At 53.9% G+C, this 22,472-nt stretch carries 21 protein-coding genes; 10 read left to right on the top strand and 11 right to left on the bottom strand.

Translation table 11 applies throughout. The features are described from left to right. Positions 1-42: 42 nt before the first annotated feature. From A3OW_RS0121595 to A3OW_RS0121630, 8 genes are all read right to left on the bottom strand, one after another. Entirely contained in the window at positions 43-3,192 is a 3,150-nt protein-coding gene (locus tag A3OW_RS0121595; protein ID WP_020565544.1) for an efflux RND transporter permease subunit, read from the bottom strand. After that, on the bottom strand, positions 3,189-4,376 hold the full coding sequence (locus A3OW_RS0121600) for an efflux RND transporter periplasmic adaptor subunit (RefSeq protein ID WP_051091874.1): 1,188 nt from the start codon (positions 4,374-4,376) through the stop codon (positions 3,189-3,191). The genes A3OW_RS0121595 and A3OW_RS0121600 overlap by 4 nt, the downstream gene beginning before the upstream one ends. Positions 4,377-4,391: 15 nt before the next feature. Beyond that, on the bottom strand, positions 4,392-5,954 hold the full coding sequence (locus A3OW_RS0121605; RefSeq protein WP_020565546.1) for an efflux transporter outer membrane subunit: 1,563 nt from the start codon (positions 5,952-5,954) through the stop codon (positions 4,392-4,394). A gap of 442 nt (positions 5,955-6,396) precedes the next feature. After that, positions 6,397-6,819 (bottom strand): ExbD/TolR family protein, encoded by a 423-nt coding sequence (locus tag A3OW_RS0121610; RefSeq protein WP_020565547.1) that lies wholly within the window; start codon positions 6,817-6,819, stop codon positions 6,397-6,399. Beyond that, positions 6,819-7,520, bottom strand: coding sequence for a MotA/TolQ/ExbB proton channel family protein (locus A3OW_RS0121615; protein ID WP_020565548.1), 702 nt, complete (start codon positions 7,518-7,520; stop codon positions 6,819-6,821). Before A3OW_RS0121615 ends, A3OW_RS0121610 begins: the two co-directional genes overlap by 1 nt. 2 nt (positions 7,521-7,522) lie before the next feature. Continuing rightward, positions 7,523-8,368 (bottom strand): energy transducer TonB, encoded by an 846-nt coding sequence (locus A3OW_RS0121620; protein WP_020565549.1) that lies wholly within the window; start codon positions 8,366-8,368, stop codon positions 7,523-7,525. Positions 8,369-8,446: 78 nt separating this feature from the next. Beyond that, a complete protein-coding gene (gene hemP, locus A3OW_RS0121625) occupies positions 8,447-8,629 on the bottom strand; it encodes a hemin uptake protein HemP (RefSeq protein WP_020565550.1) in 183 nt (60 codons plus the stop codon). 9 nt (positions 8,630-8,638) lie between these two features. Continuing rightward, positions 8,639-8,914, bottom strand: a complete 276-nt coding sequence (locus A3OW_RS0121630) for a hypothetical protein (protein WP_020565551.1) — start codon at positions 8,912-8,914, stop codon at positions 8,639-8,641. Positions 8,915-9,644: 730 nt separating this feature from the next. Here A3OW_RS0121630 and A3OW_RS0121635 point away from each other — a divergent pair. From A3OW_RS0121635 to A3OW_RS0121665, 8 genes are all read left to right on the top strand, one after another. Then, positions 9,645-10,847, top strand: coding sequence for an efflux RND transporter periplasmic adaptor subunit (locus A3OW_RS0121635; RefSeq protein WP_026223820.1), 1,203 nt, complete (start codon positions 9,645-9,647; stop codon positions 10,845-10,847). Further along, on the top strand, positions 10,844-12,799 hold the full coding sequence (locus A3OW_RS0121640; protein ID WP_020565553.1) for a MacB family efflux pump subunit: 1,956 nt from the start codon (positions 10,844-10,846) through the stop codon (positions 12,797-12,799). Before A3OW_RS0121635 ends, A3OW_RS0121640 begins: the two co-directional genes overlap by 4 nt. Next, on the top strand, positions 12,796-14,184 hold the full coding sequence (locus A3OW_RS0121645; RefSeq protein WP_020565554.1) for an efflux transporter outer membrane subunit: 1,389 nt from the start codon (positions 12,796-12,798) through the stop codon (positions 14,182-14,184). The genes A3OW_RS0121640 and A3OW_RS0121645 overlap by 4 nt, the downstream gene beginning before the upstream one ends. Positions 14,185-14,544: 360 nt before the next feature. After that, a complete protein-coding gene (sodC, locus tag A3OW_RS0121650) occupies positions 14,545-15,066 on the top strand; it encodes a superoxide dismutase family protein (protein ID WP_020565555.1) in 522 nt (173 codons plus the stop codon). A gap of 531 nt (positions 15,067-15,597) precedes the next feature. Continuing rightward, the gene (locus tag A3OW_RS26660; protein WP_157385948.1) at positions 15,598-16,029 is read left to right on the top strand and encodes an Hsp20/alpha crystallin family protein; all 432 of its coding nucleotides are present in this window, start codon (positions 15,598-15,600) and stop codon (positions 16,027-16,029) included. A 340-nt stretch (positions 16,030-16,369) separates the two neighbouring features. Next, a complete protein-coding gene (locus A3OW_RS27420; RefSeq protein ID WP_083918262.1) occupies positions 16,370-16,585 on the top strand; it encodes a DUF1289 domain-containing protein in 216 nt (71 codons plus the stop codon). Positions 16,586-16,621: 36 nt separating this feature from the next. Then, a complete protein-coding gene (locus A3OW_RS0121660) occupies positions 16,622-17,221 on the top strand; it encodes an MBL fold metallo-hydrolase (RefSeq protein WP_026223821.1) in 600 nt (199 codons plus the stop codon). Positions 17,222-17,432: 211 nt separating this feature from the next. Then, the gene (locus tag A3OW_RS0121665; protein WP_020565558.1) at positions 17,433-17,753 is read left to right on the top strand and encodes a hypothetical protein; all 321 of its coding nucleotides are present in this window, start codon (positions 17,433-17,435) and stop codon (positions 17,751-17,753) included. A 162-nt stretch (positions 17,754-17,915) separates the two neighbouring features. Here A3OW_RS0121665 and A3OW_RS0121670 read toward each other — a convergent pair whose 3' ends face one another. The 3 genes from A3OW_RS0121670 to A3OW_RS0121680 form a co-directional block, all read right to left on the bottom strand. Continuing rightward, positions 17,916-18,581, bottom strand: coding sequence for a DUF3313 domain-containing protein (locus tag A3OW_RS0121670; RefSeq protein ID WP_020565559.1), 666 nt, complete (start codon positions 18,579-18,581; stop codon positions 17,916-17,918). Between the two features lie 262 nt (positions 18,582-18,843). Further along, positions 18,844-19,326 (bottom strand): YajQ family cyclic di-GMP-binding protein, encoded by a 483-nt coding sequence (locus A3OW_RS0121675; RefSeq protein ID WP_020565560.1) that lies wholly within the window; start codon positions 19,324-19,326, stop codon positions 18,844-18,846. A gap of 170 nt (positions 19,327-19,496) precedes the next feature. Beyond that, on the bottom strand, positions 19,497-20,741 hold the full coding sequence (locus A3OW_RS0121680; protein ID WP_020565561.1) for a multifunctional CCA addition/repair protein: 1,245 nt from the start codon (positions 20,739-20,741) through the stop codon (positions 19,497-19,499). A gap of 127 nt (positions 20,742-20,868) precedes the next feature. On the opposite strand from A3OW_RS0121680, the gene A3OW_RS0121685 reads away from it, so the two are divergent. Beyond that, positions 20,869-21,660, top strand: a complete 792-nt coding sequence (locus tag A3OW_RS0121685) for a sulfite exporter TauE/SafE family protein (protein WP_026223822.1) — start codon at positions 20,869-20,871, stop codon at positions 21,658-21,660. A 107-nt stretch (positions 21,661-21,767) separates the two neighbouring features. Next, positions 21,768-22,301: a disulfide bond formation protein B gene (locus tag A3OW_RS0121690; RefSeq protein WP_083918263.1), complete on the top strand. Its 534-nt coding sequence runs from the start codon at positions 21,768-21,770 to the stop codon at positions 22,299-22,301. The last annotated feature ends 171 nt before the right edge of the window (positions 22,302-22,472 follow it).

Genomic DNA, 22,472 nt, shown 5'->3' on the forward strand with positions numbered 1-22,472 from the left:
TGCCACTTATCACCCGTTGGCAAGATGGAAATGCCAAGCCATTCATTCAGGCTTATTTTCCCGGGCGGAGTTTTTTTTTGAGAAGAGACCGGTACTCCAGGCCGACAACCGCAACATGATTATATAAAGTACGGGCACGAACGGAATCGCCAATAACGTCGACGACAGCATCCCGCCGAACACTACCGTGCCAATGGCCTGCTGGCTGGCTGCGCCGGCTCCCGAGGCACTTAGTAAAGGCAAGACGCCCATAATAAAGGCAAAAGACGTCATTACAATGGGGCGAAAGCGCCGGCGCGTGGCCTCCACCGCCGCATCGGTCGCGGTCATTCCTTCGGTCTGAAGTTGCCGGGCGAATTCGACGATCAGGATCGCATTTTTGCAGGCCAGCCCGATCATCAGGATCAAGCCGACCTGGGTGTACAGATTATTGTCGAAACCCTGCATGATCAAAGCCAGAAGCACTCCGACCAGAGCCATGGGCACCACCATCACCACGGCCAGAGGGCTGGTCCAGCTTTCGTATAAAGCCGCAAGTACCATAAAAACCAGGACGATCGAAAGACCGTAAATGAAGTAAGCTTGTTTGCCTATCTGCTTTTCCTGGAAGGAAGTTGCGGTCCAGTCGAAACCGATTCCTTTCGGCAAGGTTTTAGCAGTCAATTGTTCCATGAGATTTAACGCTTGCCCCGAACTGAATCCGGGAGCCGCGGCGCCGTATATTTGCGCTGCAGGATAAAGGTTGTAGCGCAATACCAGCTCGGGGCCTACTGTTCTTTTCACCTCCAGCAGAGTTCCTAACGGCACCATTTCGCCTTGTCCATTTCGCACATAAAGGTTTTTAATGTCTTCCGGCTGCGCTCGAAACGGGGCGTCGGCCTGCACGTAAACCTGGAAGACCTGATTGAATTTGTTGAAAAGATTGACGAAGGACGAGCCCAGATAGGTCTGCAACGTTGAAAACACGTTGTTGAGCGGGATGTTGAGCGATTCTACCTTGGTTCTATCGATGTCCAGAAACAACTGGGGACTGCGTGCATTGAACGTAGAGGTCAAATTTCGTAAGCCGGACTGGGTGCTCCCCGAACGGATGACTTCGTCGACGGTTTTTTGCAGTTCGGCAAGGCCTAAACTTTGGCGGTCTTCCACCATCAACTGGAAACCGCCGCCCTGGCCCAGTCCCCGGATCGGCGGAGGAATCAATACGATGGACCGGGATTCTTCGATGGCCGTCAGATCCCGGCGCAGATTGGCGGTGATCGCATCCTGGTTCAAATTCGATCCGCGCCTGTTCCAGTCGTCAAAAACGATAAACGTGGTGATCATGTTGGAGACGTTGGCGCTGTCCAGTATGGACAAGCCGCCGATCGTTACCCAGGCTTCCACGCCTTGGGTTTTATGGAATATCCTGTTCAACTGCCTGGTTAAGGCGACTACCCGCGGCTGCGAAGCCGCGTCCGGAAGTTGTGTGATGACCATCGCATAGCCCTGGTCTTCGGTAGGTAAAAAACCTGTCGGATGGTAAGCAAAGCGCCAAACGCTGACGGCAATGATCAGCGCATACAGCAGAGTTATCGCAACGGCCCGCTGCACCATCCAGGCGACCAGGCGCACGTAGGCATTCTCAAACCATCCGTAAGCCTTGTTGAAGCCTCGGGAAAACCAGTTGCTCTCTTTATTTCCAGCCGGACGCAGCCACAGAGCGCACTGGGCCGGTTTAAGCGTCAGGGCATTGATCGCGCTGATGATGGCAGTGGCGGCGATGATCAACGCGAACTGGCGGAACAACTGGCCGGTAATGCCCGGCAGAAAGGCGGCCGGCAAAAACACCGACGCCAGCACCAGCGTAATCCCCATGATCGGCCCGGTGATTTCCTGCATTGCCTTGATTGTGGCGTCTTTAGGGGACAGGCCTTGTTCGATGTGAAACGAGGCGTTCTCGACGATGACGATCGCATCGTCGACGACGATGCCGACCGCCAGAATCAGCGCGAACAGGGTTAACAGATTGATCCCGAAACCCAGCAGGGCCATCGCCGCGAACGAGCCGATCAGCGTGACCGGGACGGTGGTGGCGGGCACCAGGGTCGCCCGCCAGTCCTGCAGGAACAGCACGACGACCACGAGCACCAGGATGCCGGCCTCGAACAGCGTGATGTAGACGTCGTGGATCGCGCTGCGGACGAACTTGGTGGTGTCGTAACGGATTTCGTAGCTCAGGCCCGGCGGAAAATCCTTGCTCATCTTGGCCATCGCCTGTTTCACTTCTTCCGCGACATCGAGCGCGTTGGCGCCGGGCAGGGTAAATACCGGCATCACGGCGGCTTTGTGCCCGCTGGATTGGGAAAAATTGCTGTAACTCTGCCGGCTGAGCTCGACGCGGGCGACGTCGCGAATGCGCACGATTTGCGCCGATTCGTTGCGGGCGCTCTTGATCACGATGTTCTCGAACTGCGAGACGTCGGCCAAACGGCCGAGCGAATTGACCGTAAACTGGAAAGCCTGGTTGACAGGCGCGGGAGGTCCGCCCAACTGTCCTGCGGCCACTTGCAGATTCTGGCTCTGGATCGCGCCGATCACGTCGAGCGTGGTCAGGCTGAAGTAACGGAGCTTTTCCGGATTCAGCCAGACCCGCATGCTGTAGGGTCCCGCGCCTCGAACCGCAATCTGGCCGACGCCGGGCAGACGCGCGAGCGGATTTTGCAGATTGATTACCGCGTAATTGGAAAGGAAAGTTTCATCGAAGCGGTCGTCCTCCGAATACAACCCCACCACCAGCAGGATGTCCGTGGACACTTTTTTGACCGTGACTCCCTGCGGCTGCACCGAGGAAGGAAGTTGGGGCAACGCGCTGTTGACGAGGTTTTGCACCAGCGCCATCGACGTATTCAGATCGGTGCCCACATTGAACGTAATCGTCAAGGTGTAACTTCCGTCGCTGGCGCTGGTCGAGGACATGTACAGCGAGTTCTCCACGCCGTTGACCGCTTGCTCGATCGGAATGCCGACCGTGGCGGCCACCACCTCGGCGCTGGCCCCCGGATAGCGGGAAGTCACCTGAATGGTCGGCGGCACGATGGGAGGGTACTGCGACACAGGCAAATTCAAAAAACACACCAGTCCTAGAATGACCGTAACGATCGCGATGACGTTCGCGAAAATGGGGCGTTCGATAAAATATCGGGAAATCATGGGGACGGCTTCTCGAGTTTGGCCGGGTCTGCAGCATGCTCCCGGCCGCCTTCCGCTTTTGTCGGCGCTTGGGATTCGGAAACCACTTTATTTCCCGGAATTGCATGCAGCAGACCCGCTATAATGATCCGATCCTGATCGTTGATCCCATTCTCGATCACTCGTTCTTCATCCACTCGAGCCCCAAGTTTGACTGACTTTCGTTCGACGCGGTTGTTACTGTCCACTGCCAGCAGGTAGGAACCCAATTGGTCGTAACCGATCGCCGTTTCCGGGACCACCAAAGCCATCCTTTCCGAGTTGACGACAAGGACTCGAACGCGTGCAAACAAACCCGGCAGGATCGCGCCGTCGGCATTCGGGAAACGGGCCCGCAACAGTAACGTGCCCGTCGTCGGAGTCACCGAAATCGCGGTGAAATCGAGAAAACCGTGATGGGGATAATCTTTTTCGTCGGACAATGCGAGCGAGACCGGAATTTTCATTTTTTCGGCTTCCCCCGGGCCGACATTGGTTTGTCTAATAACCTTTAGAAGTTCAGTCTCGTTGATCGTGAAGTAGACGTAGATCGGATCTATCTGATTAATGTGCGCCAGGGGAGTAAATTCACCCGCTCCCACCAGATTGCCGGGATCTTTGAGGCGGCGGTCGACCCGGCCGTCGAAAGGAGCCGCCACTTCGGTATAACCCAGATCCAATTGCGCCAGATCGCGTTTGGCCTCGGCAGCGATCAGTGCGGCCTTGGCATTGTCGCGTTCGAATCGCCATCGATCCACGTCGGTCTGGGCGGCCGCATGCTGCCGCACCAAGCCGCCAAACCGCTCCAACTCGGTTTGGGCATGGTCGAGGCTGGCTTTTTGCTGCAACACTTGCGCTTCCGCCTGTTTCAGTTTGGCCTGATAAGTATCCTGCTGGATCAAGAACAGCGGCTGACCTTTCTTTACGCTGTCTCCGTCGTTAAACAATACTTTTTCCAAATAGCCCTGCACGCGCGCGACCAGTTGGACCGTGTTGAACGCCTGGGTATTTCCGGTAAATTCCAGATATTCCCTTACTTTTCGGTAAATCGGCCGATTGACGGTGACCTGTGGGGGCGGTGGCTCCACGTAGGTGTTCTTTTCTTCGCAACCGCTTCCGAAGATCATGACGCCCCATACTAATGCAGCGATGTTGCTCTTCGCCATCGGTCTTTGCTCCATTTACCAGCGTGGCCAGGCAATGCCCGGCGACGGTTGCGCGGCAGGGGATAAGAGTCCGCCCCAATCGGTACGTTTCGCCATCTCCGCCTTGACCGAATCGGGCACGACGTCCTTGCCTTCACGAATCTGCCAGCCGCCTCCCAGGGCCCGGTACACTCCCACCAGGTTGTTCGAGATGTCGCCTAGCGTGACGGCCAGACTGTCTTGTTCGTTCAGCAGATCCTGCTGAGCCGTCAGCACGGTCGTAAAATCGGTGATGCCCTGACGATACTGCAACGTGGCCAGTTCCAGCGAATGCCGGGCGGCCGCGATGCTCTCTCCCAAAGACTGCGCTCGTTCCTGGGAACGCAGAAACGCCACCAGGTTGTCCTCCACTTCGCGTTGCGCGTCGAGCACGGTGTTCCGATAACTGATCAGCAATGCCTGAAACCGGGCGTCCTGCACCCGGACTTGATTGGTGATTTGCCCGTAATTAAAGATATTCCATTGCAGGGACGGACCAAAGTTGGCGGTTCGGCTTTTCCATAGAAAAACATCGCCCAGCGCAAACGAGCCGACGTCGGTAGAGAGCAAGCCGAAGGTGCCGGTAAGTGAAAAGGCTGGATAAAGGGCGGCTTCGGTCACGCCAATACTTGCCGATTGGGCGGCGGCACGCAGTTCGGCGGCGCGGACGTCGGGGCGGCGGCGCAGCAGATCGGCAGGTACTCCCACCACTACCTCTGAAGGAGGCGAGGGAATTTGAGCATGGCCTATCAGCAAATCACCGATTCGGCTCGGCGGCATGCCCAGCAGAAAACTCAACGCGTTCTGCTGCTGACGAAGCTCGATTTCGAGAGTAGGTATCGAAGCCTTTGTGCTTGCCAACACCGTTCTGGCCTGTTCGACGTCGCGCTCGGAAGTCGTGCCGCCCTCATAGCGGATTTTGGCAAGCCGCAGGTTTGCCTGCTGCGTATCGACGTTTTGCCGGGCAATGTCCAGGCGTTTTTCAACGGTGCGGATCGTGACGTAGGCATGCGCCACGTCGGCAGTGAGACTGACTAACGCGGTATTGTAATTAGCCACCGCAGCCTGGAATTCGGCATCAGCCGATTCGATGGCGCGGCGAAATTTGCCCCAGAAGTCGATTTCCCAACTAGCGGACAAGCCCAGTTGTGTCTGGGCATAATCGAAAATATGAGAAAAAGCCGCCTGCGAAGCCCGTTGGCTGAGGTGGATTTTGTTGAGCGATCCGGTCAATTGCTGATTTTGCGGATAAAGATTGCCGGTGGCGACGCCTAACTGTGCGCGGGCCTCGAGTACCCGCACGCCGGCGACACGGACATTAAGGTTGTTGAGATAGGCGCGCTCGATCAGCCGGTCAAGAATCGGGTCGTTAAAAGTTTTCCACCAATCCCGAACGGTTGTGAAATTTGTTTTAAGCCGCTCATCCCGTGAGTCCAGCCATTGGGACGCCGTTTCAACGGGAGGGCGAACATAGTCGGGTCCGACCATGCAGCCGGAAAGCAACAGAAAAATCCACAACCAGGCCGGGCGATAACCGGCTGACTTGACCGTCTTATTCATCCTGACTCCGGAAGATGCCAGTGTAGGCGAATGAGGTAAAGGAAAGGTCGTACCTTGACTCTTGGATGTTGTCGAAAGCGAGTGCAAGTAAGAGAGTAGGGGCCTGCGTTGACGAAAGGCTTTTTCAAGCCGTGTGAAAACAGGATCCACTTTCCTCTTGAACTAAACGTTTTGACTCCATGCCCGGCTTGCCGTTCAATGGATTCTCTATCGGGAGCTTAATAGAGGTATAAGTGTTCTTCGGCGAAACCCACTGAATGGCCAGGGCTTTCTCGACGTGCGGCCGGTACAGGCCCGTATGACCGAGCTCTCTTGGGATGAGCTATTTGGTAACGAGGCTGTCGAGCGGATGTTCTTGCGTCAGAAGAGCGCGGTAAAAAATCAGGAGAGTGCATTATGGCCACTTCAAAAAAAATTGTCCGGGCAAGAGACGATCCGGCCATTATCTGGAGACTTCAGGCTCCGAAATAAAACCGATGCGGCTGACTCCCGCCCCGGCCGCGTCGGCGAGAGATTCGGCCACGGCTCGATAAGGCACCTTTTGGTCGGCTCGAATGTGCAGTTCCGGCTGCGGCGACTCGTCCGCGATTTGTTGCAGGTTGTGCCGGAGCCGGTCGCGGTCGACCAAAGCGGCGTTCCAATAAATTTGCCCGTCCGCATTAATCGTCAATTCGATGTGTTTGACTTCCTGGGTCTGCGCCGTGCTGTCGGCTTTGGGCAGATCGATTTTGACCGCGTGGGTCATCAAAGGCGCGGTGATCATGAAAATGATCAGTAGCACCAGCATGACGTCGATCAGCGGCACCATGTTGATTTCGGCGACCGGATGCGCGGAATTATTCCGGTTAAAACTTCCGAATGCCATCAGTATTCTCCCGAGACGGTTGCCGGCGCCGACCCGGTGGTCAACAGTGCGAACAAGTCGTGCGCAAACGCATCGAGTCTGGACAGGATCAGCCGGTTCGAGCGCGCGCAGGCATTATAGGCCAGTACGGCCGGAATGGCGACGGCCAGCCCCAGGCCGGTCATGATCAGCGCTTCGCCGACGGGACCTGCGATTTGCTCCAGCGTCGCCGCGCCGCTCTGACCGATGGCCGTCAGTGCATGAAAAACGCCCCAAACGGTGCCGAACAGGCCGACGAACGGCGCCGTGCTCGCAATCGACGCCAACGCAGTCAAACCCCATTCCAGGCGTGCCGTTTCCTCGTCGATTCTGCGGCGCATCGCGCGAGTCAGAAATTCGGCTGCCGATCCTGCTTCCTGGAGCCGGTCTCCGCCGTGCCGAGCATGATGGCGTCGGGCGTTAATCGCGTGCCGGGTCAGCAACGAAAACGGTTCTTCGGGTATTTCCTGCTGTAGCTTGTCGGCGATCTGTTCGATCGAGGCTGCGTTCCAGAAGGCAAGCAGAAACCTAGCCGAGCGGCGGCGCATTCTGAAGCCTTGCCAGGCTTTGATCAGGATGAAGTACCAACTGGCGGCCGACATCGCGGCCAGGATCAAGAACAGCGCTTTTCCCACGCCGTCGCTTTGGGCGAGAAAATGGTGCAGAGGTATTGTCGTATTCATCGTTATCCTTCGAGAGTAAAAGAAACAGGCACCACGACCCAGGCCGAAACTTTAGTGTCGCCGCGCCGTGCGGGCACGAAGCGCCATTTTTTGACGGTTTCCAGAGCGGACCGGTCGAGGTCGGGAAAGCCGCTGCTTTTTTTTATCGCAAGCTCTGCCACAGTGCCGTCGGCATTGATCAGTGACTTGATCAGGACCTTGCCTTCTTCTCCGCGTTCGCGTGCCTCTTCCGGATAATGGGGCGGCGGGTTATTCAGATAATCGGCATTCAGATTGGGCTGCACCAACGGTTGCCGGCTATCGGCGCTTTCCGGGGAGGACGCAGAAGCGGTCGGCTGCACTGTATTCGCCGCCGGCGCGGCAACGGCCGGAATCGTCGTATTCTTTGCGCTCTCTGGCGGTACGGTAGCCGCGGCCGGCACCGCAGCGCTGGAAGAAAGCACGGCCTTGGGCTTGGCTTTGATCGGCTTGGCGATTTTGGGCTTCGGTTTCAGGGCCGGTTTCCGGGGTTTCTGCGGTGTCGCCGGGGAGGCCGGAGTGCTTTCGGCGTGCGGATGGGGCGCGGCAATCCAGGCGACCTGTATCGGCGCCGATTCGGTCAGGGCTTGTTCGTGCGCGTCGCCTTGCAACAAGGCAAATCCGGCCAGATGCAGACCGGCCGTCAGCAGCAAAGCTGTGGCCATCTCCTGGCGCCGACAATAAGGGGCTGTTTCTCCGGGGCGGCGTTCCGGCAGAAATCGGGTTTCCGGAGCAAAAGGAATCACCTTGCGGCGGACGGAATGCAAATGGCTTGAAACGTCCGAATAAACCGCAGCGGAAGAGTCGATTTTATGAATCGTTGCGGGCATGGCCGGCCTCCTTGATCGGAATTTTGGAGTGGCTGGCTACCCGGTACGGGATGGCTGGCTATGGGGTGGCGAAAATTTCTATTTGGTCAGTATCAGCTTGCCGTTGCTGGTGATGCGCAAACGGTATTCTTCCTCGTTATGGACGATCACGATTTCGTTTCGTGCACCGAACAGCACGCTGCTGCTGAGCCGTCGTCTGTCGTTGACCGTGCCATCAGGCGGCAGCGCGTTATTCTTAAAAGGATCTTTAGCGTTTTTCATCGGCTTCGTTCAATGGTAAACGACGGCGGCTTTGCGGGCAGGGCGTTGATCCGACAGTTGAGCCGCGATTTTTTGCCAATGTTCCAGTAATTGCAGATACATGGCGTGTGTGTTGGAGGCGGGTTCCAACTCGGGATGCGCCAGCAGTTGATTTAATTGGTGAAGAATTCTCCGGGCCAGTCCGGGGCAGTGATGGCCGTTGATGAATTGGGTCATTGACAGGCAGGTTGCCGCATGCAGATGCGACAATTTATCTTTTTGTGCAACTGTTTCTAGTTCGGGCATAACATTTTTTTTATGGTTGGGATGGGGAAGATTCGGCGCGTATTGCCGGGAGAGAACGTTACGCGCCGAACGAAAGCAGCGAGAGGTCAATTCACGGCCTTCAGTTAAATGATAATGATTATCGTTTATAAATGCAAGATTTTATAAATTCAGCGGGAAAGCCGGTTGACGGACCCAACAAAAAATTGATCCTTTATAAAACCTTGCTCCTACAGAGAAGCCAACCGAATCGCTTCGCCGGACGCTAAAAACGAAGGTTTGTAAAACTCCGGCTAAAGAGCAGCAAGTCGGATTCGAGGATTTTCGGATTTGTATTGCTGCGAACTTTAAAGAAACGAATCGGTCCGAACCCGGGAATTAGGCTAGGAATGTTTTCTTTTAAAAACGATAATCATTATCATTTATGAAGCAAGAGCTCATCCGTCAGGACATCGATGACAAGTGAGGATCGAACATACTGTTTTCTTGGAAATAAATTCATCAGGACTTCGGAAAACAACGTTGCCGATGTTCAAGACATTCCAGCCGACAATTGCAAATGGATAGTTTGAAGTCGCCGCCGGAGAACTTCATCATTTAAAAGAACAGCTCGGGATTTTTAGAAGCTTATTAAGAACGTTCTCCTGCGTTTGGTCTTGACTGAAAGGATTTTGTATAATGAACAATCCGCTAATCCTCCCGCGTCCTTGCCGGGATCATCTAAAATAGAAGTTTTTTCAACAGCTTCCTCATGTCATTGTCCTCATTGATGTCTTCCCCCTTCCGCTATGGGTACGGCGTTCTGCTGGTTATCGCAATAGCGGCAGCCGTTGGTCTAGGGTTTTATCTGACTCAGCAGGGCAAGGTGGAACCGTTCAAAACGGACGAAACGATCGCGACCATCGGCTACGGAGACATTGAAGAAAACGTGACCGCTCAAGGCAAACTGGAGCCGAAGGAATATGTCGACGTCGGAGCGCAGGTGACAGGACAGTTGCAGAAACTTCACGTGGAAATCGGCGACGTCGTCAAGACCGGACAATTGCTGGCGGAAATCGACCCCAGGATTTACGCGTCTCGAGTTCAGGCGGACGAAGCCCGCATCAATACCCTACAGGCGCAACTGGTCGAACAGGAGGCTTTGATCCTCTTCGCCAACCGCCAGTATGCCCGGAATCAAAAAATGTACCTGACCAAAGCGGTCAGTCTGGAAGCGTTGCAAAACAGCGAATCCACCAGCAAGGCCGCTCTGGCTCGGGCGGATTCGATCAGGGCGCAATTGAAAGAGGTCCAGTCGACGCTGGCGGGGGATCGAACCAATTTGGGCTACACCAAGATTTTTGCGCCGATGGACGGCACCGTCGTGCAACAAACCGCGCGCGCCGGCCAGACCCTGAATGCAAATCAGCAGACGCCGACCATCATGCAACTGGCCAAGCTCGACAAAATGACGGTACGGGCGCAAACCGCCGAAGCGGACATCATGCGCATCAAGCCCGGCCTGCCGGTTTATTTTACTACGCTAGGATCGGAGCAGCGCCGCTGGCAGGGCAACGTGCGGCAGATACTGCCGACTCCCGAAGTGCTGAACAACGTGGTTCTTTACAATGTGCTGGTGGACGTCGACAACGAGGATGGGCAGTTGATGACCGGCATGAGCGCGCAGGTTTTCTTTGTTCTGGGCGAAGCCAAGCATGTGCTGATGATACCGGTCAACGCACTGGGCAGGCGGCTGCCCGACGAGGACAATGACAAGGGCAGGGCTTACCAGGTCAAAGTCCTGAGTTCTGCCGACAACAAACTGCACGAACAATTGATTCGCGTCGGCCTTCAGAATCGCCGTTTTGCCGAAGTGCGGGAAGGCTTGTCAGAAGGCGACAAGGTCAAACTGGCGCTGCCCCCGAACAAAAACAGCCGTAGTCAGTTCAAGCCGCCGACGATGCCGAGACTATGAGCTATCCTGACCATTCCCAACAGGAACCGTTGCTGAAACTGCAACGTATCTGCCGTGTTTTCCACAGCGGAGACAACGCGATTCGAGCGTTGGACGACGTTTCGCTCAACATATGGCCCGGCGAGTTCGTCGCGATCGTCGGCCAGTCGGGCTCGGGAAAATCGACCCTGATGAATTTGCTGGGCTGCCTCGACCGGCCGAGTTCCGGGCAATATTATGTGATGGGTAAGGAGGTTGCCGGATTGGATCCGGACGAACTGGCGGCGCTCCGCCGGACCACGTTCGGCTTTGTTTTTCAGCGTTATAACCTCCTGGGTTCGGCCAGCGCCGAGGAAAATGTCGAGATTCCGGCACTCTATGCCGGCGAAGACAAACACCGGCGCCTCGCAAGAGCCCGCACCCTGCTGGCCAATCTGGGGTTGGGCGATCGTCTTGGCCATCGGCCGAGGCAATTGTCCGGCGGACAACAGCAGCGGGTAGCGATCGCCCGCGCGCTGATGAACGACCCTCCGGTCATCCTGGCCGACGAGCCGACCGGAGCTCTCGACAGCCGCAGCGGCCAGGAAGTAATGGCCTTGCTGGCCGAGCTGCACAAGGCCGGCCGCACCATCTTGTTGATTACCCACGATGCTCAGATCGCAGCTCATGCCGAGCGCATCATTCATATTCGGGACGGCAGAATCGACGACGATTCCGCGCCCTCCGGCGGGAAGACGAATGGCCCCATGCCTCTGATCAAAGTGAAGGGCAAGGCCGGCGTGTTTGCCGACGTCGGCGAGGCCGTCAAGACCGCCTTGCGGGCATTGCGAGTCAATCTGTTCCGTACCTCGTTGACGCTGCTGGGCATTATCATCGGTGTTGCGGCGGTCGTGACGATGCTGGCGGTAGGCGAGGGGAGCCAGCGGCAGGTGCTCGATCAGATCCGGTCGATGGGCACCAATCTGCTGTCGATCCGGCCGGGAGCGCCGGGTTTGCGGGGAGCCAGCGACGTCATTACGCTGACCCCGGAAGACGGCGAAGCCATTCAGGAATTGCCCAATGTGGAGGTCGCGTTAGCCGAGCGCAGCGCCCGCATGACCGTGCGCTTCGGCAATATCGATTATGCGACCAGTATCCAGGGCGTCGGTTCGGATCTGCCGCGCGTGCGCGACTGGCCGGTGGCCGTCGGCGACTTCTTCAACGAGCGCGACATGCGACGTTATGCGCCCGTGGTCGTGCTGGGAGAAACCGTCGCGAAAATTCTTTTTGCGGAAGGAGCGGATCCGTTGGGACGATACATTCTGATCGGCAACATCCCGTTCGAAGTGATTGGCGTGATGACGCCCAAAGGCGCATCGGCCTATGGCGGAGACCAGGACGATACCGTTTTCGTACCGGTCACCACCGGGTTGATCCGGTTGTTCGGACAAAATTATCTCAACGGCATTACCGTACGGGTCGACGATGTGACGGCCATTGAAGACACTCAGGAGGCCATTTTCAATTTGTTGCTGGCTCGTCATCAAACCGAAGATTTTCGCATACGCAACATGGCTTCCATTCTGGAAACCGCGACTCAAACCCAGAATACCCTGACCACGCTGCTTGGCACGGTCGCGGCCATATCGCTGCTGGTCGGAGGCATCGGCGTCATGAACATCATGCTGGTCAGCGTGACCGAGCGTACTCGCGAAATCGGCATCCGCATGGCGGTCGGCGCCCGCCGCCGCGACATTCTGCTGCAATTCAACACGGAAGCGGCCGTGGTCTGCACCTTGGGCGGCGTTCTGGGCGTTTTGCTGGGCTACGGTACCGGCCACGCGATCTCGATGCTCGAAATGGCGGTGATTTTTTCGCCGTTGCCGGCGATTATGGCTTTTTCCTGTGCTTTCGGCACCGGCGTGCTGTTCGGCTATTTGCCGGCGCGCAAGGCCGCTCTTCTGGATCCCGTCGTGGCGCTGGCGGCTGAATGAGAAAAATTAAAATCTGGCGGTTATTGGGGCTCGTGCCGGCGTTCGCAGGATGTTCGGTAGTGAGCGAATACCGCCGTCCTGCCGCCGTCACCCCCTCACAATGGAAGAATCAAGCGTCCGTTCAGGAACCGGCGGCAGAAAAGATTGCCTCGAACTGGTGGAAGCAGTTCGGCAGTACCGAACTGGATCGTCTGATCGCCGAAGCTCTCGGCAATAATATGGATCTTACTGCGGCCAAGGAACGCATCCGTCAGTTCCGAGCTCTGGCCAAAATCGCAGGCGCTCCGTTGTGGCCGGCAGTAAACGCTTCCGGCAATTTCGATTATACCGATCGCCCCAGGTCGGCTCGCGCCACCGGCGCAGGGGGCGGCTCCGAAGTCTGGCAAGGCGGCTGGAACGTGGCCTATGAAGTCGACTTGTGGGGCGGCCTACGCGCCGGGCGCGATGCAGCGCTGGCGGAGGCCGATACGGCTCGGTTCAATCTGGAGTCGTTGCGGCTGGTGGTAATGAGCGACGTTGCTCAGGCTTATTTTGCGATTCTCGGCCTGAAAGAGCGGCGACGGATTGCGGAAGATAATCTTGACAACATCGGCGAGGTGCTCGACATCATCGTTTCGCGTTTCGAAGCCGGCGGCGCATCGGCTCTGGACGTGGCGCAGCAGCGGACTGAGCGGGCCAATGCCGCCGCGTCGGTGGCGTCGCTGGAGCAGCAAATGGCGCAGTCGGAAAATGCGCTGGCCGTCCTGCTTGGGCGGGCACCTCAACAATTCCGGGTGGGAGAAAGCAGTCTACGGCCTATTTTGCTGCCCAAACCGCATCCTTCACCTTCGGCGACGTTACTCGACCGGCGTCCGGATATTCGCGGCGCCGAAGCGCAACTGATTGCCGCTCAAGCCAACATCGGGGTGGCGCGCGCCGCGTTTTATCCCCGTCTGCAACTGGGAGCCGACAATGTGTTCGCCACGGCGGCCTCGTCCCAACCCGCCGGTATGGCCTGGCTGATTACCGCCTCTTTAATGCAGCCGATCTTTCAGGGCGGACGTCTGGAAGGAGAGCTTGAACGCACGCTGGCCAGACGCACCGAATTGCTGGAGATGTATCGCCAAACGATCCTGACGGCTTACCGCGAGGTTGAAGACGCGCTGGCGCTCGGCAGCCGCTCGACGCTCCGCCGCAATGCATTACTGCAATCGGTCGACAGTGCGAAACAGGCGTACGAGCTTGCCCGGGACCGTTATCTGGCCGGCGCGGTCGACTATCAGACTCTGCTGAATGTGCAGCGCAGCCTGTTCAATGCACAAGACAGCGAAGTGCAGGCTCATGTCGACGTCTTATCCGCCTCCGTATTGCTGTTCAAGGCTTTGGGCGGCGGCTGGAACGGTTAGCGACGACAGATTGCAAGAAAGGTTTTGCCGGATGGTTGTTGCTCTCCTCGCGGGATGATTTCGTCGTCCGGGAGGCTGTAATATCCGAATTGGAATTTTAATAAAGATGGAGAGAATATGTAATTTATTTATGTTTTAACTTTATTTATGGTGAAAAACTTTTTAAAACAAGCGTTAAATAAAGAATATTTGTAAGATTATCCCTGATATTTGGTATCGATTCGATATGCTATGCGGGCGGCCAGTAACGAGTTCGCTGCGGTTTTTTATTGATTTACCGAGTTGTCGGTTTTACTATGCGCACTCGTTTAATCGGAAAATTGCCCCGATTCTCATTAAACTAGTCAAAAGGAGCCTAGCATGAAATTATCGTATGCCCTCGCTTTATTCATTTCGTCAATCGGCTGTGCTTTCGCCGCAGATGTCGTTGTTCCCATGAATACCGTCAACGAAAAGGGGGTGGTCAAACCCATCGGCAACATTACAATGACTGAAACGGCTTATGGTTTGGTCTTCACTCCGTCACTGGAAGGATTGCCCGCCGGCGTTCATGGTTTTCATGTGCATGAAAACCCCGGTTGCCAGCCCAAGGAAAAAGACGGCAAGATGGTGGCCGCGTTGGCGGCGGGCGGTCATTACGATCCGAAGGGCACCAAACGCCATGGCATGCCTTGGGGCGACGGCCATTTGGGCGATCTTCCGGGGTTGGTAGTGAAGGCGGACGGCAAAGCCGATTACCCGGTGTTGGCTCCGCGCCTGAAGATGGAAGATATGCAGTCCCGTGCGATCATCATTCACGCCGGCGGCGATAATTATTCCGATGAGCCCGCTCCTCTCGGCGGCGGCGGAGCCCGCATCGCTTGTGGAATAGTTAAGGAATAAGGTTTTTTGATCTCTTTGCGCGGTCATTCCGTTATTGTCGGCTGCTTACGAATGTGTCCCTGCTGCCACAAGAATCTTTTTTATCGGAATAACCGTTTCCTTTAACAATTGTGTCGATTCCCCCGAGGCGTTCCTGATCGGTAAGTAATAACAATGCCGAGTCAAACAGGAAGCTCGGGGCCCTTTTTTAAAATACGATATTTTTCGTTATTTTTTCTTTTTCTCCTCGTCTTCACTTCCCAACTTCTCCAACTCTTATAAAATGAATGGGTCTGTTTGAGTTAAGGCCGTAATTCATACAAGATTTTCTCGAACAAAGGAGAGGTTAGTTATTCACAGAGCGATCCCGTCTTATCGTTGTGATTCTGTTCGCTGCAAACCTAAGCCGACGTCCGATCATTGGTTTGCGAACGTTAATTGATAGGTTCGTGAAATGAATTCCCGGCTGGAATAATTTTGTAATAATCGTCGGCCGATAAGGTCTGTTTGTTTTATAAGTTTCGGTTTTTTAAAGAATCCGGGGAGAAAAATATGAATAATCCGCTATCTATTGTATTTGCTGCTCTATTGATTTTTATAGTCGGAATCATGATTAGTAGGGAATTTGAACCGAAAATGGCGCGGACTCAACTGAGCCGGAACAACTGGCCGAGCATGAATGAAAAAGGATTCAGTAATGTGAAATTAATGGAAAAACAAGACCGCTATGTCGTCACTGTGAAAGGGGAACCTGCCAGTTTGACTTCCGTGGACATCAAACTGAATGGAAGGCAATTGAATCTTTCCCTTAAAGCCAGTCGTGCCGAGAAGCGAACCGATGACCAAGACGGCGATTACAGCTATCAAGCGCGTTATCGAGGAGAGTTTAAAAGAAGTCTGACCTTACCTGGCCCCGTTGATGAAGATAAAATGAAAACCGTCTATGAAAATGGCGTTTTAACCATTACGCTTCCCAAGAAGTAGTGCTTAGCCCCCAGACTGGCTCGGCAAGTTTTCGGTCCAAGGTTTTGCAAGGCTTAAAAATTGTAAAAAATATTCATTTCGTCTCGATTTGTGAATACAATGATGGTTCATGATTAGATCGTGCGAATCTTTATTTTTTCAACCGGATATAAACATCAACAAAGGACGGTTCGCGTACTCCTTCTCGGCAGTCCTCTTTTGGACAATCGTTTAAGCGGGAGGAAATCATGCCTGATTGCCGTGTAATGGTTAGATTATTCTTTGAAAGAATCGACGAGATGACACAAAAGTATCGAATCCGGCTACCATGACTCATTATTGAAACTTTTTACATGGCATTATGAATACTCATCGGAAAGTGATTTCTTCCCCTTGTATCAGAAATTGTTGTCTTGACCAGGCAGAGATATGTCTGGGTTGCTTCCGTTCATTGTCTGAAATTATCGGTTGGGGGCAGGCGGATGAAACGACGCGCCGGATTATTCTGGAAAATACCAGCCGACGTCGGGATGCTTATAGAGAAAAATATAATGTCTACCGGAATTCGCTCCGATGAATGCCGTACCGGCAAGAGAAGAATAAGGACGGAGAAATGAAACAACTGCATAGAAAAGATTTGTTCGGATGGTCGGAGTTCAATAACGAACGGAATCTCGATTTTCATAGCGTGCTTTGGGTGCGCGAGGGCGGCAATGTGGTCATCGACCCCCTGCCTTTGTCCGAGCACGATCATGGGCACCTCCAAAGTCTCGGTGGAGTAAGCATCATCGTAATCACCAACAGCGATCATTGTCGGGGTGCCGAGCAGCTCGCCGCGGATACCGGAGCGAGAATTTTCGGTCCGGCAGAGGAAGAAGATACTTTTCCTCTGGAGTGCGACCGATGGCTTTTCGATCTTGACGAAATAGTTCCTGGATTGATCGCCTATAGGCTGGATGGTTCGAAAACGCCCGGCGAACTGGCATTGCTTCTGGAAAAGGAAACTCTGATCACCGGCGATTTAATACGTTGCCATATGGGCGGAGAATTATGTATTTTGCCTGATAACAAGCTGTCTGATCCCATAAAAGCCGTTCATTCGGTCAAACGTCTCGCAGCTCTTCCCGGAATTAAAGCCGTTTTGACCGGCGACGGCTGGCCGTTATTCAACCATGGTGCCGAGGCTCTTCATCGGCTGGCAAGATCTCTGTGATCCTTTCAATCTTTCAGTTAATTATGAATTTGTTTGGATTTTGCAGGTCTGCTTTTGGTCAATCAGAAAAGGCAAAACGAAGAATTTTCCAAATGAAAACTACGGCATGCTCTTTTTGGACTATATTATAAAGAGATGCCATAAGTTATCTTAGTCATAAAATCGTCCCATTATAAAATATGCATCATATTTTGAAGGAAGGTAGTATTAAATGAATATCATCAATCTGCGCAAAAATTTAAGAAGGTTGTCGAAGACTCGGCGTGTCGCCGACAGAAGGGTTGTTCCTTATGAGTTTGGCACTCCGGAATGGGAAGAGAACATAAAAAAGAACTATCTGGCCTGGCCTAAAACGGACCGGCGTAAACAGGACAGAAGAGTCAGTGAGCGGAGAGTGCCTGAGCGCCGCCAAAGCAGCAGCCAACTGGAAGCTCTTGAACGCAGCCGGCTGGAAAGAAAATATGCACGGATCTTATTGACTCCGGAAGAAAAAAGATTAATTGAGGATATGTATTTAAGAGATTTGGATTAACGGGCCAGACCCATGTTCCGGCGTTGACGAATGAACGAAATTCAGCAGGATAATTGTCTCCCGGCCGGCTCATGTAAGTAGTTCATGTGGTTTTTTACATCCTATGACACTTGCGATCCGAGTTTTTCGATATCCGGATTTCGGCAGAAAGCAGGGTAAAAATTATTCAAGCGCCGGGCAATGGCTGTTCCCTTTTTTTTCGCAGAGTTGATGGCTTAACTGATTTGCCCAGTAAATATAAGCCTGTTCGACATCATCCCAATGGTTAAAGGAGCCGGCCAGGGTTTTTCCGCCGGCTCTGGCATCGGCGGAAGCCATCAGTAATTCCCCCGTTCCGGAATCGGTAATCTTCCTTTCGATACTGGCTTTTCCTACATACGACTCCGTACCTGTAGCCAACCGTTTAAGCAGGGATAATGTCCGTGCGGAAGGGTAAAGAGTGGTGAATTGATCCAGCCAAAGCGTCGAGGTTTCGGCATCGGTAATCGCCAACTCGATGCGCAAGGTATCCGGTCCCGGCTTGGTGACCAATTTGAAGTCTTTTTTCAAAGCCTGACGAATCCGGTATTCGAAAAACTCTTTTAGCCGATAATTATCGGAATGCGGGATGTCATTGAGCTGAGAACCCGAGATCTTCCTGACGACCACCGGTTCTACGATAACCTTGCTGTATTTGGTCCAGTCGGTTCCTTCTTTCCAGTAACTTAACAAGGCATCGTCGTCTACGTCTTTTTTTAATATGGCATAATCGTCAAGAAAATTCGCGGTATCGACATGGCGTGTCTGATAAGTGCGAGCGCAGGCGCTGATCAGAAAGATAACGCCCATAGTAAAAATTCGGCCAAAATTAAGCATAATCGGATCAATTGAAGTGCACCTGGATTAAAGTGTAATTCAATTTGCCGAAATGGCTACCGCCATCGGAATCTGAAAAGTGCTTGGAAAAATCGATAACGGCGAAGAAAAGCAAGAAGCGAGCCGGAAGAGGGCGATTTCCTTTACAGAGGTGGCGACCGATCGGGATTGATTAAGGCATGGAATTTATGGAACGGCAGGCGACACTATGCCTGCCCGCCGTCCATGTTCCCGATTAATCCCGGAAATTATCAAATTGCAGCGGCTGCTCCCATTTTTCTTCTTTCAGCGTTTGAATGACTTCCTGCAAATCGTCCTTTTTTTTGCCGGAGACCCTGATTTGCTCGCCCTGAATGGCTGCCTGAACCTTTAGTTTTTTATCCTTGATCAGCTTGACGATTTTTTTCGCCAGCAGCGAATCTATACCTTGTTTCAGAGTGATTTCCTGGCGAACGATCTTGCCACTGGTCTTGGCTTCGCCGATATCCAGGCAGGCAATGTCCACACCTCGTTTACTCAGTTTGGTTTGCACGATGTCCAGCATTTGCTGCAATTGAAACTCCGATCCGGAAGTCATCAGCAGTTTGTCTCCGTTCAGTTCGAAGGTCGAGTGAGTGCCTTTAAAATCGAAACGGGTGGATACTTCCTTATTGGCTTGATCAACGGCATTTTGAGCTTCGTGCTTGTCGTATTCGGAAACGATATCGAAAGAAGGCATGAGTTGACTACCCGGTTTATGAAAAAACCGAAACTATAATTTGAAACGGCGCCTTATTCAATATCGCAGAGAAATTTGGGGCTGGAGCCAAGCCATTTCGAATCCGGGAATGGGCGAAGAAAAAAACCGACGATGAACGGCTTCGGCTTGGAATCTCCTCGGTCCTGGGCTCATACAGTCGTGCGGGATGCTTTCCAATTAACTTGAAACTCGGCGATGGCCTCGATCCGCAGGCGGCGAATGGCTTCGCCTATTTGCGCTCCGGAAAGATTCTTGTTGGCGACGTCCCTGATCCCGACCGAAGAGCCGGCTCGGGCGGCGCCCTGGAAAAAATCGGCTTGCGGGTAAGGCCTGTTTTCCAGCCCGGTTCTTCCTCTGGCGTCCGCCTCGCACGCCATCAGAAATTCGTTCAGACGATTGGGAATTTTGAAGGCGCCCAAATCCGACAGCGTATCGGTCAGGGTCGAAGTGCGCAATTCAAAGGCCTTATGGCAATGGGTGTGATAGCGCATGACCTGCATCGCCAGCGATTTGAACGAATTGGGGACGCGCAAGCGGGCGCACATTCGTTCGAGTACGGGCAAGCCCCGGGTTTCATGTTGATGGTGATGAGGCCAGATGTCTTTCGGCGTCAGACCTTTGCCCAGATCGTGCACCAGTGCCGCAAAGCGCACGGACGGATTCGGCGTTAATCGGGCTGCCTGATCCAGGCACAGCAGGCAATGAATGCCGGTATCGACTTCCGGATGGTATTTTTCCGGTTGCGGAACGCCGAACAGGCAGTTTATCTCGGGAAAGATCGGGGCAAGCGCGTCGCATTCTTTGAGCGTGAAAAAGAAAGCGGAAGGAGAGGGTTCGGTCAGCGCTTTCAGCAGCTCCGCCCAGACGCGCTCGGCCACCAGATGATCCACTTCTCCCGCGGCAACCATTTGCCGCATCAGGCGGCGGGTATCTTCGTGCAGAGTGAAACCGAGATGCCGGTACCGGGCGACGAATCGCGCCACTCTCAGGATGCGTACCGGATCCTCGGCAAACGCCGGCGAAATATGGCGGAGAATGCGTTGCTGCAGATCCTGCCGGCCGCCATAGGGATCGACGATCCGGCCTTCCGGGGTCATGGCGATCGCGTTGATGGTCAGGTCGCGGCGCTGTAAATCCTGCTCCAGGCTGACGTCGGGGTCGGCATGGACGGCGAATCCCCTGTAGCCCGGACCGGTTTTTCTTTCGGTCCGGGCCAGAGCGTATTCTTCATGGCTTTCAGGATGCAAAAATACCGGAAAATCCTTGCCTACCGGACGAAATCCCCGTTTTATCATGGAGTCTGGAGTTTCCCCCAGGACGACCCAATCCCGTTCCTTGACCGGCAAATGGAGTAATTGATCACGGACCGCGCCGCCGACAAGATAGATTTCCACTCTTTGTACCCGATTCAATCGAATTATCTTAGAATAACACGATAAATGCCAAAAATTCTAACGCCGGGACGAGCCGGCATTCTCGTCGAACATTTTAATTCGCAATCGTCATCAAAGGGATGCCCATATGATAGAAATTATTCTGGATAGCCTGATATTAGGTGCGATATCGGGAATGTTGGCGGGACTTTTCGGCATCGGAGGCGGATTGATCATCGTGCCGATGCTGGCAATGCTGTTTTCGGCCCACGGATTCGATCCGGAACTGGTGATGATCATGGCGGTGGCGACCTCCCTGGCAACCATCGTTTTCACTTCTCTCTCCTCGATCTGGGCTCATCATCGTTTGGGTTCCGTCCGGTGGAGCAAAGTGTACCGGCTGGGTCCCGGCATCATGATCGGGGCTGCGATCGGTGCCGTCATAGCCGATTACGTGGCCGCCGGTGCCTTGCGCCTGATATTCATCGTCTATCTCCTCGTCGTTGCCGTTCAGTTGCTCTTTCAGGTGAACCCCAAGCCGGGCCGGATGAATCCGTCCAAAAATCTGGAGCGTTTCGTCGCCGTGCTCATCGGATTGTTGTCCTCCATTTTGGGCATCGGCGGCGGCAGTCTGATCGTTCCTTTTTTAATTTATTATCAAACACCGATGCGCAATGCCGTGGCGATATCGAGTGCTTGCGGTCTGCCCATCGCCGTAGCCGGCGCCACCAGTTATGCGTTTTTAGGTCGTCACGTACCGCATTTGCCCGAATGGAGTCTCGGATATATTCATATTCCATCCTTTATAGGGATAGCGCTGACCAGCATCATTACCGCTCCGGTCGGCGCGAGGCTGGCGAACAGTTTGCCTTCGGCGCAATTAAAACGTTATTTCTCGTTATTACTTTTGCTGATGGCCGCCAAATTGATGTGGTTTTGATTCTTTCCGGAAAGACGACGGATCGTCGCGATAAATCCCGAACAAAGAAGAAATCGGATAAAATAAGCCGATCGGCGCATTTTTGAGTTTATTCCTAAAGGTATTCCATGAAGTTTTTATGTCGGTTTAAGTGTTTGAAATTCAACCCGAGAATCTGGTTTTTTCTAGGCTTTCTTGGGTGTGTTTTTCTGCTGTCGATGGGCGCTTATTTTCAGTTTGTCGGCGGACTGGAGCCGTGCCCTTTGTGTATTTCCCAGCGGCTGGGAATTTTATTGACCGGCATCGTCTTTTTGATTGCGGCTCTTCATAATCCGGGCGCTGCCGGCGTGAAACGCTACGCCATTCTGGGCGCGCTGGCCGCCGTGGCCGGAGGAAGCGTTTCAGTCCGGCACGTCTGGTTGCAGCATTTGCCTCCGGACCAGGTGCCGGAATGCGGTCCCGGACTCGAATACGTGTTTCATAATTTTCCGTTGACCGATACCATCAAACTCATGCTGAGCGGTACCGGTGATTGCGCCAAAGTCGACTGGACCTTCTTGGGCATGAGCATGCCCGCCTGGACTCTGCTTGCTTTTTTAATGCTCGCCACGTTGAGTTTGCTGCAATTCTGGAATACGGAAAAATTGCCCAACCGTATATAATATTAATTTCTTCTGCGATTGGGCGTACACAGCCGTACGGTTCTACCGATCTTCGGGTACACTAGTTTTTTTCACGCACGATCTGATTCCGCAGCGGAGCCATTCGGGTTAAGCCGCCGGCAAGAAAATTATTTTGCCGATGACTGCGCTTTAGAAAGCGTAAGCGAGCTG

The organism is Methylosarcina fibrata AML-C10 (assembly GCF_000372865.1).
Lineage (GTDB): Bacteria > Pseudomonadota > Gammaproteobacteria > Methylococcales > Methylomonadaceae > Methylosarcina > Methylosarcina fibrata.